General features: G+C 59.9%; 12 protein-coding genes. 6 read left to right on the forward strand and 6 right to left on the reverse strand.

All coding sequences use genetic code 11. The features are described 5' to 3' along the window. Both Q0M35_RS07050 and Q0M35_RS07055 read right to left on the reverse strand, forming a co-directional pair. Positions 1 to 793, reverse strand: a 793-nt coding sequence (locus tag Q0M35_RS07050; RefSeq protein ID WP_295313582.1) for a DNA alkylation repair protein, incomplete at its 3' end; no start/stop codon positions are given. A 7-nt stretch (positions 794 to 800) separates the two neighbouring features. After that, the gene (locus Q0M35_RS07055) at positions 801 to 1580 is read right to left on the reverse strand and encodes an SDR family oxidoreductase (RefSeq protein ID WP_295313584.1); all 780 of its coding nucleotides are present in this window, start codon (positions 1578 to 1580) and stop codon (positions 801 to 803) included. Positions 1581 to 1722: 142 nt separating this feature from the next. Between Q0M35_RS07055 and Q0M35_RS07060 the strand changes: the two genes are divergently transcribed. The 6 genes from Q0M35_RS07060 to Q0M35_RS07085 all read left to right on the forward strand — a co-directional run bounded on the left by Q0M35_RS07060 (position 1723) and on the right by Q0M35_RS07085 (position 7624). Continuing rightward, complete coding sequence (locus Q0M35_RS07060; protein ID WP_295313586.1) at positions 1723 to 2538, forward strand: Hint domain-containing protein; 816 nt, start codon at positions 1723 to 1725, stop codon at positions 2536 to 2538. A gap of 84 nt (positions 2539 to 2622) precedes the next feature. Then, complete coding sequence (locus tag Q0M35_RS07065; RefSeq protein WP_295313588.1) at positions 2623 to 2964, forward strand: RidA family protein; 342 nt, start codon at positions 2623 to 2625, stop codon at positions 2962 to 2964. A gap of 99 nt (positions 2965 to 3063) precedes the next feature. Continuing rightward, complete coding sequence (locus Q0M35_RS07070; protein ID WP_295313590.1) at positions 3064 to 4671, forward strand: peptide chain release factor 3; 1608 nt, start codon at positions 3064 to 3066, stop codon at positions 4669 to 4671. A 19-nt stretch (positions 4672 to 4690) separates the two neighbouring features. Next, positions 4691 to 5638 (forward strand): glycosyltransferase family 2 protein, encoded by a 948-nt coding sequence (locus Q0M35_RS07075; protein ID WP_295313592.1) that lies wholly within the window; start codon positions 4691 to 4693, stop codon positions 5636 to 5638. A gap of 141 nt (positions 5639 to 5779) precedes the next feature. Then, complete coding sequence (locus Q0M35_RS07080) at positions 5780 to 7312, forward strand: DEAD/DEAH box helicase (RefSeq protein ID WP_295313594.1); 1533 nt, start codon at positions 5780 to 5782, stop codon at positions 7310 to 7312. Between the two features lie 93 nt (positions 7313 to 7405). After that, positions 7406 to 7624 (forward strand): tautomerase family protein, encoded by a 219-nt coding sequence (locus Q0M35_RS07085; RefSeq protein WP_295313596.1) that lies wholly within the window; start codon positions 7406 to 7408, stop codon positions 7622 to 7624. Here Q0M35_RS07085 and Q0M35_RS07090 read toward each other — a convergent pair whose 3' ends face one another. Genes Q0M35_RS07090 through nuoN form a run of 4 tightly spaced genes read right to left on the reverse strand, consistent with a single transcriptional unit; the run spans position 7625 to position 12344 of the window. Next, on the reverse strand, positions 7625 to 9292 hold the full coding sequence (locus Q0M35_RS07090; protein WP_295313598.1) for a ribonuclease J: 1668 nt from the start codon (positions 9290 to 9292) through the stop codon (positions 7625 to 7627). A 4-nt stretch (positions 9293 to 9296) separates the two neighbouring features. Further along, positions 9297 to 10070: a type III pantothenate kinase gene (locus Q0M35_RS07095; protein ID WP_295313601.1), complete on the reverse strand. Its 774-nt coding sequence runs from the start codon at positions 10068 to 10070 to the stop codon at positions 9297 to 9299. A gap of 21 nt (positions 10071 to 10091) precedes the next feature. Further along, positions 10092 to 10841, reverse strand: a complete 750-nt coding sequence (locus Q0M35_RS07100; RefSeq protein WP_295313603.1) for a biotin--[acetyl-CoA-carboxylase] ligase — start codon at positions 10839 to 10841, stop codon at positions 10092 to 10094. A gap of 60 nt (positions 10842 to 10901) precedes the next feature. Beyond that, entirely contained in the window at positions 10902 to 12344 is a 1443-nt protein-coding gene (gene nuoN / locus Q0M35_RS07105; RefSeq protein ID WP_295313605.1) for an NADH-quinone oxidoreductase subunit NuoN, read from the reverse strand.

Here is a 12344-nt window from a genome sequence, read left to right on the forward strand (position 1 = left end):
CCTCCTGCCGGTACCCAAGCGCCAGCAACGCACCGGGATGGCCTGACTTCACTGCGGTGCGCAGCGCATGGCGGGTCATCCAGGCCAGCTCTCGGGGGTCCTGATCTGCGGCTTCTGCCCAGGCTTTAAGACGGGCAACGACCAGGTCTGCATCCGTTTTGCTCATGTCATTCAGATGGTTGGCCACTGAACGGGTGACGAACCGCGCAGGGTCCGCCGACAGCCGGTCGAGAAGCGGCAGCGTCTGTCCGGGGCTCAGGGAAACGGCGCGGGCCCAGGGCAGCTTCGGCCTTGTTCCCTCGCTCACAAGCCGGCGCACATGGTAATTGTCGTCCTCCGCCCAGACCGCAAGTGCGGCGAGCGTCTCAGCGGGCCAGCGGTTGAGAAAGGGACGGATGTAAAACTCCATCGAAAACCGTTGCGTGGTCGCATAAATCAGCTTCATGGCCCTGGCGCGGTACTTCTCAAGACCGTGCCGCACAGCCAGAATGCCCGGAACCGCGTGAATGAATTGCCCGAAATCATCGTCTTTCAGCGCAGGGTCAAGCGGAGGCGGCAGCGCCGCCTCCAGCTGCTCAGCCATTTCCGGAAAGTTCGTTGACAGCTGCGCCCCGGCGCAATCTGCGAGCCAGTCAAGCCGCGCCATAAGCTCGCGCTCCGCAAAACCCGCAAGGGCGTCGCGCTGAAAGCGCTCAGCTTCAAAGAACGGCAGGGCAGCGGCGTACTCCTGCGCCAGTTGTCCCACCGTTTCTGCGTTGAAAAGCTGGTCTTTGAGCAGGATCTTTCCGGTCACCGTCGCGTCAGATCGTGGCGTTGGTGGCGCCACCGTCCAGCAAGAGGTTCTGGCCGACAATAAAGCCCGCATGTACCGAGCATAAGAACGCGCAGGCGGCACCGAATTCATGACGCGTACCGTACCGCCCCGCAGGGATATTCGCCGCACGGTTCGCGCGTGCCTCATCCAGGGTAATGCCCTGGGCTTTGACGACAGCACCATCCAGCGCATCGGCCCGGTCGGTGGCATGAATGCCGGGCAGAAGATTGTTGATGGTGACGCCCTTGCCCGCGACCTGGCGGCTGGTTCCCGCGACATAACCGGTCAGACCGGTGCGCGCAGCATTCGACAGACCCAGCACCGGGATCGGCGCCTTGACGGACTGCGAAGTGATGTTGATCACCCGTCCCCAGCCCCTGTCCATCATGCCCGGTACCAGCGCTTTGATCAGCGCGATCGGGGCCAGCATATTGGCGTCCAGTGCCTTGATGAAATCATCGCGATCCCAGTCCTGCCAGCTGCCGGGCGGAGGACCACCGGCGTTGTTTACCAGAATATCGGCCTCGCCTACCGCGCTGATAACGGCCTGCTGGCCCTCGGCGGTGGTGACATCCGCAACGACCGTTGTCACTGAGACACCGGTGGCTGTGCGGATTTCCTCGGCGGCAGCTTCGAGCGCTTCTGCACCGCGCGCGTTCATGACCAGATCGACCCCGGCCTCCGCCAGCGCCTCCGCACAACCGCGCCCCAGCCCTTTTGATGACGCACAGACCAGTGCGCGTTTTCCTCTGATCCCAAGATCCATATTTTTTCCTCCGTCAGGTTGCACCAAGTCCTGGCACACCCCCACCCGGGTTTCCAGTCACAGGGGCTCTGTTAACCACACAAACCTTTTGTTGACCCTTTTACGGGAGACTGTGCGCAGAGGGTCAGAAGAAAGGCCGGCCATGTGGCAGACATATGATATCGACGTACTGGACGGCGCGGATTTTATCGCTGTCGCAGGGGTGAACGAGGGTGACGGGCTGGGTGCCGTTGCCGACCTGCTGCCCGATGACTGTTATGCCCTTGTCCCGGGCGCCGCTGTCCGCAGCATACGTCTCGCCGGTACAGGGCGTGATCAGTTGCAGATAATGCGCGGCGAAGCGCGCGGCAAGCTCCTGCGTGCCTCCGGCGCGGTGACACTGATGACCAGTACAAATGACCTGTGCGAACTGACCGTGCTGACCGCAGCTGATGTGTCGGGCACCACCTGCGCCACGCTTTTCACCGCCGCATCTCCGCTCGCAGCCGGGGTGACCTGGCGGATCGTGGAGGTGAACACAAAGGCCTCTCTGACACCGTTTCTGTCAAAACCCACACCCGCTTTCGCTACCGGCACCCGGGTGATTATGGCCACGGGCCGTCTCTGCGCGGTTGAAAATCTCCGGGCGGGTGACCGTATTCTGACGCGCGACAACGGGCCGCAGACCGTGCGCCGCATTTCTCACCGCGTCTCACCTGCTACCGGTCGCGATACGGCAGTCAGGATCGCCACGGGTGCGCTGAACAACCCCCGGCCCCTCACCCTGAGCGCCGCCAACCGGCTTGTCCTGACCTGCGACGGAAGAGCCGTCAGCGCAGGCACTCTGGTGGACGGCAAGACAGTGACCGCTCATCATGGCGGTTATGTGGAATACCTGACGCTTCATTTTGACGACAACGAAACAGTTTACGCTGAAGGTGTCCCGACTACGATATCGCAGTGTCGCGGCGCGGCCTGACAGGGTGGATGCTGCTGACGGTTGCAGTCCCGGCAGTTTCCGGCCATGCAGCCGCAAACCTGACAGATAGCGGAAAGGGCAATCATGATTGAAAGAATAGAAACCGGCGAACGCTCATCAAAAATAGTAAAATATCAGGGTGTAGCATACATCACCGGCCAGGTCGGTGAGGGCAGCACAATTCAGGAGCAGACCGCTGAATGCCTGCGGCGGCTCGACTCGTTGCTGATCAAAGCCAATTCGTCGCGCGAACAGATGCTGCGTGCGACCATCTGGCTGGCCGATATGAAGGATTTTCAGGGCCTCAACGAAGTCTGGAACGCCTGGGTGCCACAGGGTCATGCACCGGCGCGCGCCTGTGGCGAGGCGAAACTGGCGCGGCCGGAACTCAAGGTCGAGATCATCGTGGACGCGGCCTACGACTAAGAACACCTGCACTGAGGCCTCCGGCGCGCTTCGGCTCCGGTTGTCCGGCGCAACGGCCACCGCTTGCGGCTGTAAAAACCATCACCTATACGCGATGACATGTCTCAAACCGCCCGAAACCGCCCCGATCTGCCACCGGAAATTGCCCGGCGCCGCACCTTTGCGATCATCTCGCATCCGGATGCCGGCAAAACCACGCTGACGGAGAAATTTCTGCTCTTTGGCGGCGCCATCCAGATGGCGGGCCAGGTGCGCGCCAAAGGCGAAGCCCGCCGCACCCGGTCCGATTTCATGGCGATGGAAAAAGACCGCGGGATCTCTGTTTCGGCTTCGGCCATGTCGTTTGACTTCAAAGAATTCCGGTTCAATCTGGTCGACACACCAGGCCACTCCGATTTCTCGGAAGACACGTACCGGACGCTCACAGCGGTGGATGCCGCCGTGATGGTGATCGATGGCGCCAAGGGCGTCGAGAGCCAGACGCAGAAACTCTTTGAAGTCTGCCGCATGCGCGATCTGCCGATCCTGACCTTTTGTAACAAAATGGATCGCGAGAGCAGGGATGTCTTTGAAATCATAGACGAAATTCAGGAGAATCTGGCGATCGACGTAACACCCGCGAGCTGGCCAATTGGCGTTGGCCGGGATTTTCTGGGGTGCTACGACATTTTGCGCGATCGTCTGGAACTGATGGACCGCGCCGACCGGAACCGGGTGGCGGAATCGGTCGAGATCAATGGTCTGGACGATCCGAAGCTTGCAGAACATGTGCCCGCGCAGCTGCTCGAAAAGCTCCGGGAAGATCTTGAAATGGCGCGCGAGCTGTTGCCGCCGCTGGATATAGCGGCGATGCATGAAGGATCACTTACGCCGATCTGGTTCGGTTCTGCCATCAACTCCTTCGGCGTAAAGGAACTGATGGACGGCATCGCGAACTACGGGCCTGAACCGCAGATACAGTCGGCGGAACCAAGACAGATTTTGCCTGAAGAACCAAAGGTTTCAGGCTTTGTCTTCAAAGTTCAGGCGAATATGGATCCCAAGCACCGCGACCGGGTGGCTTTCCTGCGTCTGGCTTCAGGTCACTTTACCCGTGGCATGAAGCTTACCCATGTGCGCAGTAAAAAACCCATGGCGATCACTAATCCGGTGATGTTTCTGGCCTCTGACCGCGAACTCGCCGAGGAGGCCTGGGCCGGCGATATAATTGGCATCCCGAACCACGGGCAGCTGCGCATCGGTGACACGCTGACCGAAGGCGAGGCCATTCGCGTCACAGGCATCCCCTCCTTTGCCCCTGAACTTTTGCAGGGCGTGCGCGCGGGCGACCCGATGAAGGCCAAGCATCTGGAAAAAGCGCTGATGCAGTTCGCGGAAGAAGGTGCCGCCAAGGTCTTCAAACCGTCCATCGGATCGGGCTTTGTTGTGGGCGTCGTAGGGCAGCTTCAGTTCGAAGTACTCGCAAGCCGGATCGAGCTTGAATATGGGTTGCCTGTGCGCTTTGAAGCGTCACAGTTCACCTCTGCGCGCTGGGTGAAAGGTGACAAGCAGGCCGTTGATAAATTTGCAGAAAGCAATAAACAACATATCGCTCACGACCATGATGGCGATGTGGTCTACCTGACCCGGCTGCAGTGGGACATAGACCGTGTGGATCGCGATTATCCGGACATCACTCTGACGGCGACCAAGGAGATGATGGTCTGACACAGCGCCGGAGCAGCCGATGACCCGCTGGGGCCTTGTCGCGACTATAAAGGCACCTGCCCGCGATGTGGTCTCCTTTGCCGCCTGGCATATCGAAGCCGGCGCAGACAGGCTTTTTATATATCTCGACGACGAAAATGAAGACGCCCGACGCGCCCTGGCAGCACATCCGAAATGCGACGTGATTGTCTGCGACGACGCCTGGTGGGCGGATCAGACCGGCAAACCACCGGTCAGGCATCAGGTGCGCCAGTCACGCAATGCCAGCCATGCCTATGCCCGCGCGAGCGATCTGGACTGGATCATACACTTAGATGTGGACGAATTTATCATCAGCCCGCATCCCGTGGGCGGGCTGCTGTCAAGCATTCCGCCCGGCACCGGCACGGCCCGCGTCCGCCCGGATGAAGCGCTCTGTCCGTCCACCGGTGGCACGCCTGTTGCTTTCAAAGCCTTCATCCCGAACGGCCCGGACAGACGTGGTATCGTGGGGCAGCTTTATCCGACCTTCGGCCCCTATCTCAAAGGGGGATTTGTGAGCCATGCCGCCGGCAAGGTGTTCACCCGGACCGGTTTCCCGGATGTCGCACTGAGAATACATAACAGCCTTTGCAACGGCACCGTGTTCAGCCCCGAGCACAGCCTTGATGAGGTGCATCTGGCGCATCTGCACACCACAAGCTGGGATCACTGGTTAGAGATGTTCCGGTTCCGGTACGACCGCGGCTCTTACCGTGCGGATCTGGCGCCGGCGACACCGGCCGAGCAGGGCGGCATGACGCTGCACGATCTTTTCGGTTTTTTGCTCGAGACGCAGGGAGAAGCAGGATTGCGCACCTTTTTCGACGAGGTATGCGCCGATACACCAGCACTGCGCGGCAGATTACAGACCCGGGGCCTGCTGCGCTTGCATGATCTGGAGACAGACGCGGCAAAAAACCTTCATTTCCCCGGTTTTAGCGCCTGATTCTGGTATCCCGTTTGACCCGGGCTAAACTTGTTGCTAAGCAGCCGCAGCATGTCGCGGCAAGGTACCGCCTTGCGGGCCGTTCGGGCCGACATGATTGCTGCCGCGGGCCAGAACAGTGTCCGCAAACATCGGACACATATGACAAAATTTTCTGACCTGAACCTGAATCCTAAAGTACTGAAAGCAATCGACGAGGCGGGCTATGAAACGCCCACGCCCATTCAGGCCGGTGCGATTCCACCCGCACTGGAAGGTAAAGACGTCCTGGGCATCGCGCAGACAGGAACCGGCAAGACCGCCAGTTTCGTGTTACCGATGATCACGATGCTCGCGCGGGGCCGCGCGCGTGCGCGGATGCCGCGCAGTCTTGTGCTCTGCCCCACCCGTGAGCTGGCAGCCCAGGTGGCTGAGAACTTTGATACCTACACCAAACACCTCAAGCTGACCAAAGCGCTGCTGATCGGAGGCGTGTCGTTCAAGGAACAGGACCGGCTGATCGACAAGGGCGTCGACGTGCTGATCGCAACGCCCGGCCGCCTGCTGGACCACTTTGAGCGGGGCAAACTGCTGCTCACGGGCGTGCAGATCATGGTGGTGGATGAGGCCGACCGGATGCTCGATATGGGCTTTATCCCTGACATCGAACGCATTTTCAGCCTGACGCCATTTACCCGGCAAACGCTGTTCTTCTCGGCCACAATGGCGCCTGAGATCGAACGGATTACCAATACTTTCCTGTCTGCACCGGAGCGGATCGAGGTGGCCCGCCAGGCGACCACAGGCGAGAATATCGAACAGGGTGTTCTGATGTTCAAAGGCTCGCGCCGCGACCGGGAAGCGACAGAAAAGCGCCGTATCCTGCGCGAACTGATCGATGCCGAAGGCGAAAAATGCACCAATGCGATCATCTTCTGTAACCGCAAATCCGATGTGGATATTGTTGCTAAGTCTTTGAAGAAATACAAATATGACGCAGCGCCGATCCACGGCGATCTTGATCAGAGCCAGCGGACGCGCACACTTGACGGGTTCCGGGACGGCTCACTGCGCTTTCTGGTGGCCTCCGACGTGGCCGCCCGCGGTCTCGACGTACCCGCCGTGAGCCATGTGTTTAACTTCGACGTGCCGGGGCATGCAGAGGACTATGTGCACCGCATCGGCCGCACAGGACGTGCAGGACGTGACGGCAAGGCGATCATGATCTGCGTGCCGCGCGATGAAAAGAACCTCGCAGACATCGAGCGGCTGGTTCAGCGGGAAATCCCTCGTCTGGCCAATCCGCTGGGCAGCGACGCGCCTGCATCTGAGGAGCAGACGAAGGCACCGGACACCGGCAACGATGACAAGCCAAAGCGCAGCCGGTCCCGCTCGCGGCGCAAGGAGAGCCCTGACATCGAGAAAACCGGGTCGCAGACAGCAGAGACCGGAACACCGCAACAAGATACCGTTGCTTCGAAGCCTGCGGAGAAGCCGTCCGAGGAGCGCCGGGTGTCTGATGACAATGCCGGGGATAATCAGAAGCGCAGCCGTGGTGGACGGGGTCGTGGACGCCGCAACGACAATGACCGCAATAACGGCAACGATCGGAATGACCGGGGCGGCAATAAGGTTGTCGGGCTGGGAGATCATACTCCGGAATTCATCGGGTTGAGCTTCAAAGACCGCAGCTGACGCGCATTTTCGCAAAAAGCCTTTACCGCCGGATATTGATTCGCCGCCCCCCGGTGTGCAGACTGCTGTGCATTTAAAAACGGGAGAGCGAAAATGCCATTGATCGACGTTCAGGTGATGGAAGGCGTGTTCAGCACGGACGAAAAAGCGCAGATCATCGCGCGGGTAACCGAAGGTTTCGGCAAAGTTGCAGGCCACACCCTCGCGGATGCAACATCTGTACGCGTACACGAAATTCCGGGCGGCAGCTGGGGGTACGCGGGCACGGCGATGACAACCGAAGATGCCCGCGCCATGCGCGCCCGCGGGTGATCAGCTCAGGCGGCTGACCACCACGGTAACTTCGGGCTTTTTGCCGGTCTCATCCTGCGCTGTCTGACGCACAGCCCGGCGCAGCCCTTCGTTCAGCTTGTCGTCATCGCGCCAGATCTTCTTGCCTGCACGGTTCACCCACTGGCTGAGATCTTCTTCGAGGACATCCACCAGCGGTGCTCGGCTGCGCCCTGTTTCGGCAAGCCCCATCACCTCGCACCAGGGTTCACCCAGCGGCTGGTCTTCATCATCCATAATCAGGGTCACCAGAACATGCCCGTTCAGCGCCATACGGATGCGGTCGCGCACCACGCCGTCAAGCGCGCCGATCTGCACTGTTCCGTCCAGATAGGTGCGCCCGGTTTCTACATATTCCGCCACCCTGGGCTGATTGCCTGACAGGTCGATCATCATCCCGTTTACCGCCAGCACACCGGTCATACCGTTGGCATCCGCAAGTTTCACATGCTCGCGCAGATGCCGGTGCTCGCCGTGCATGGGGATCACGACCTGCGGCTTTACGATGGCCGTCAAACGCTCAATATCGGGCCGGTTTGCGTGCCCGGAGACGTGGTACCTGCCGGTGCTGTCGTCAACGACATCCACCCCAAGCTCAGAGAACTGGTTGATGATCCGGATCACGCCCTTTTCATTGCCGGGGATGGTTTTAGAGGAAAAGAGAAAAAGGTCGCCCTCTTTCAACTGCATGCCCTGGTATTTGCCGCGTGCAAGCTGCGCAGACGCCGCGCGCCGCTCGCCCTGGCTGCCGGTCACCAGCAGCATAAGGTTTTCGCGCTGAATATCCTGTGCCGCTTCCGGGCTGACCAGGGGCGGAAAGTCGGTCAGCACGCCGGTTTCTACCGCAGCTTCAACCATGCGTTTCATCGCCCGACCCATAAGAACAATCGACCGGCCCGCAGCCTCACCGGCCTCGGCCAGCGTTTTCACCCGGGCGACATTGGAGGCGAACGTCGTTGCGACAACCATGCCTTTCGCGCTTTTCACCAGCTTAGTGATCTCAGGGCCCACGCTGGCTTCCGAGCGTCCGGGAGCAGGCGAAAAGACGTTGGTGCTGTCACAGATCAGTGCTTTGACACCGTCCTTGCTGACCTCGGCCCAGAGGTCGGGATCGAAGGGTTCACCTACCAGTGGCGTTTCATCGAGCTTGAAATCCCCGGTGTGGATCACCCGGCCTTCCGGGCTGTCGATGATCAGCGAAGAACTTTCCGGGATCGAATGCGACATCGGCAGAAAGCCCACTTTGAAAGGACCGGCTGTGGTCACCCCTGGCCATGCGTCGACAGTGCGTATCGCATTTTCGGGATACCCGTGTTCCTGCATTTTGCGCCGGGCAATATTCGACGTAAAGGCACGGGCGTAAACCGGTGCCTTCAACGCCTCATAGGTATGGGCGACGGCGCCGACATGGTCTTCATGCGCATGGGTGATGAATACGGCCTCAATCTGATGGCGGCGTTCCGCCAGCCACGAAATGTCGGGCAGGATCAGATCGACGCCCGGGCTGCCATCCATATCCGGAAAGGCCACGCCCATATCGACCACGATAAGCCGCTCTTTGCCGGGCCGCCCATAACCGTACACATAGGCGTTCATGCCTATTTCACCCGCCCCTCCGAGAGGCAGGTAGATCAGTCGTTCATTACTCATAAAGTTACGTATTATCCTTGTTATACTTGTGGATCACGGTCAGGCCGTGGATCGTGAGATCATCCTGAAACGCGTCAAAAAGCGCTTCACTCTGCTGGAAAAGGGGTGCCAGCCCACCCGTTGAAATCACGCGCATATCGCGGGCGCGTTCCGCCTTAATCCGGGCACATATCTCACGCACAAGTCCGATGTAACCCCAGAAAACTCCCGATTGCATGCAGGCCACCGTATTGGTGCCGATCACGGTCGGGGGTTTCGAGATATCGACATGCGGCAAAGCGGCAGCCGCCTGGTGCAGTGCTTCGAGGCTGAGGTTCACGCCGGGAGAGATCACTCCGCCGATATAAGCACCGTCCGTGTCCACCACATCAAAGGTCGTCGCCGTGCCAAAGTCGACCATGATGAGATCGCCGCCGTAAAGATCATGGCCGGCCACCGTGTTTACCAGCCGGTCAGGCCCCACCTGGGTGCCGGCATCGACGCGGACATCCACAGGCAGAAGACAGTCAGGCTTGCCAACCACAAGGGGACGGGTGCTGAAATACCGGTCCGCCAGAACGCGCAGATTAAAGACCACGCGCGGCACCGTCGAGGAGATGATCATATCGGTGATCTGCACCTCAAGGTTCTTCAGTTTCATCAGCGTGCTCAGCCAGACGAAGTACTGATCCGCAGTACGCTGCCATTCGGTCGATGTGCGCCAGGAGGCCAGAAACTGCTCCCCGTCCCAGATCGCAAATACCGTATTGGTGTTACCACAATCCACAGCCAGCAGCATGACCGATCCCCCCTGTCCGTCTCAGAAAAATACATCCGCTGCGGCAATCCGGGTCACGCCGGTTGCGGTGCGCAGCATCAGATTACCGTCTTTGTCCACGTCCTCAAACGTGCCCGTTCTTTCGTTTTGTCCGGTGCGCGCGGTGATCACCTCGCCCAGACGCGCAGCATGAGCCAGCCACGCGGTGCGCAGCGGTGCAAAACCAAACTGCATGAACTGTTCTTCAAACACAGCGTAAGCTGCCGCCAGATGCTGAAGGAAATCTTCCGGCGCGATGCAGACACCCGTTTCTGCAGCCAGGGAGACGGGCAGCACTGACCCCTCTTCGACCTCATCAGGCCCGGGCGCTGATGCCAGATTAACGCCCACACCAATTGCCAGCAAATCCGCTTGTCCGCCCCGTCCGGCACTTTCCAGCAAGATGCCCGCGACCTTCCCACCATTCAGTAAAACGTCATTTGGCCACTTCAGTCCAAAAAGCTCCGGCTTTCCGGTCACCGCAATAAAAGCCTGATGAAGCGCAAGTGACATCACGAACGAGCGCAATGCTACATGCCCCGGCGCCCCTTCCGGGCGCAACATCAGGGTCGCGGCGAAATTACCCTCAGGCATCGACCAGGGCCGCCCGCGGCGCCCGCGCGCCGCCGTTTGCCGGTGCGCCATCAACCAGAAAGGTGCGGGATGTGATGTGGCCATTCGCATCCCCTCATCCAGGGTCGAGCCAACCGCGTCTATTACATAACGACCATGTGCCTGTGGCCAGTCGGTCATGGTGTCTTTCCACCGGACATCCACCCCCGGACTGCCCGGCGTGTCACGGGCATCACGCGATCAGTTGACCAGCGTCGCAGCGGCCGCCGCGGCTGCGGTCTCGACACCGAACATATTCACGATCCCCAGCACCATGATCACCGCCGAGGCCATCAGAAAGCCCCATAGTACGGTCGATCCACCGGTATCGAGCCCCTCTTCGCTTTCATCCCCGAAGTACATGTAAAAGACGATCCGCAGATAATAGAACGCACCGATCACCGAGGCCACGACACCGGCCACCGCGAGCCAGGCGAGACCGCCCTCATAGGCCGCACGCAGGACGTAGAACTTGCCGAAAAACCCGAGCATCGGCGGGACACCGGCAAGGCTGAACAGCAGCACCAGCATGGCCAGCGCCTTACCCGGCTCCCGTTTGGAGTACATGTTCAGCGCTGCGATGTCCGTGACCGGCTGGCTGTCTTTTTCCATCATCAGGATAAACGCAAAAGTGCCGACGTTCATGGTCACATAGATGGCCATATAAACCAGCATCGCCTGTACGCCCAGCACCGTTCCGGCCGCCAGCCCCATCAGCGCATAGCCCATATGGGCAATCGAAGAAAATGCCATCAGTCGTTTGATATTGGTCTGCCCGATCGCCGCGACGGCCCCGAGGAACATCGACAGCAAAGAGAGCAGCGCGATGATCTGGCTCCAGTCGCTGACAGCATTGCCAAAGGCGTCATGCAGCACGCGCGCAAAAAGCCCCATCGCAGCGACCTTGGGCGCTGTTGCGAAAAACGCCGTGACGGGTGTGGGTGAGCCTTCATAGACATCGGGCGTCCACATGTGGAACGGCACGGCGGAGACCTTGAAGGCAAGACCAGCGATCAGGAAGACCAGGCCGAGCAGCAGACCGACCGAAACATCGCCCGACTGTGTGGTCTGGATGATGCCCGAAAAGAGCGTCGTTCCGGCGTACCCGTACACAAGCGAGGCCCCGTAGAGCAGCAGCCCTGAGGACAGCGCACCCAGCACGAAATACTTCAGACCGGCCTCGGTTGATTTTACGCTCTCACGACGCAGGGACGCGACCACATAAAGCGCCAGCGACTGCAGCTCCAGTCCCATATAAAGCGCCATGAGATCACCTGCGGAGACCATGACCATCATACCGACAGCACTCAGCGCCACCAGCAGCGGGTATTCAAACCGAAGCAGGTTGCGCGATTTCATATAGCCTTCGGACATGATCAGCACAGCACCGGCCGAGAGCAGGATGGTAATCTTGGCAAAGCGCGAGAAGCCATCAAGGATCAGCATCCCGTTGAAAGCGGTCTGCGTCCCCTCGCCCGTTGTCCCGATCCAGGCGGCAAGGGCGATCATCACGCCGGCGGTCATCCAGACGAGCGTTGATGCCAACCCGTCTTTGGACGTGTAGACCGCGACCAGCAGCATCACCATCGCATAGACGGAGAGCAGGATCTCGGGCAGGACAAGTGTCAGATCAGCAGGTATCAT

The organism is Roseobacter sp. (assembly GCF_024639605.1).
Classification (GTDB): domain Bacteria; phylum Pseudomonadota; class Alphaproteobacteria; order Rhodobacterales; family Rhodobacteraceae; genus Roseobacter.

What these genes read in the sequence shown, in the direction of transcription:
- Q0M35_RS07055 (WP_295313584.1), bottom strand. Translation starts at nt 1,580, where the DNA reads ATGGATCTTGGGATCAGAGGAAAACGCGCACTGGTCTGTGCGTCATCA.
- Q0M35_RS07060 (WP_295313586.1), top strand. Translation starts at nt 1,723, where the DNA reads ATGTGGCAGACATATGATATCGACGTACTGGACGGCGCGGATTTTATC.
- Q0M35_RS07065 (WP_295313588.1), top strand. Translation starts at nt 2,623, where the DNA reads ATGATTGAAAGAATAGAAACCGGCGAACGCTCATCAAAAATAGTAAAA.
- Q0M35_RS07070 (WP_295313590.1), top strand. Translation starts at nt 3,064, where the DNA reads ATGTCTCAAACCGCCCGAAACCGCCCCGATCTGCCACCGGAAATTGCC.
- Q0M35_RS07075 (WP_295313592.1), top strand. Translation starts at nt 4,691, where the DNA reads ATGACCCGCTGGGGCCTTGTCGCGACTATAAAGGCACCTGCCCGCGAT.
- Q0M35_RS07080 (WP_295313594.1), top strand. Translation starts at nt 5,780, where the DNA reads ATGACAAAATTTTCTGACCTGAACCTGAATCCTAAAGTACTGAAAGCA.
- Q0M35_RS07085 (WP_295313596.1), top strand. Translation starts at nt 7,406, where the DNA reads ATGCCATTGATCGACGTTCAGGTGATGGAAGGCGTGTTCAGCACGGAC.
- Q0M35_RS07090 (WP_295313598.1), bottom strand. Translation starts at nt 9,292, where the DNA reads ATGAGTAATGAACGACTGATCTACCTGCCTCTCGGAGGGGCGGGTGAA.
- Q0M35_RS07095 (WP_295313601.1), bottom strand. Translation starts at nt 10,070, where the DNA reads ATGCTGCTGGCTGTGGATTGTGGTAACACCAATACGGTATTTGCGATC.
- Q0M35_RS07100 (WP_295313603.1), bottom strand. Translation starts at nt 10,841, where the DNA reads ATGACCGACTGGCCACAGGCACATGGTCGTTATGTAATAGACGCGGTT.
- nuoN (WP_295313605.1), bottom strand. Translation starts at nt 12,344, where the DNA reads ATGATACCTGCTGATCTGACACTTGTCCTGCCCGAGATCCTGCTCTCC.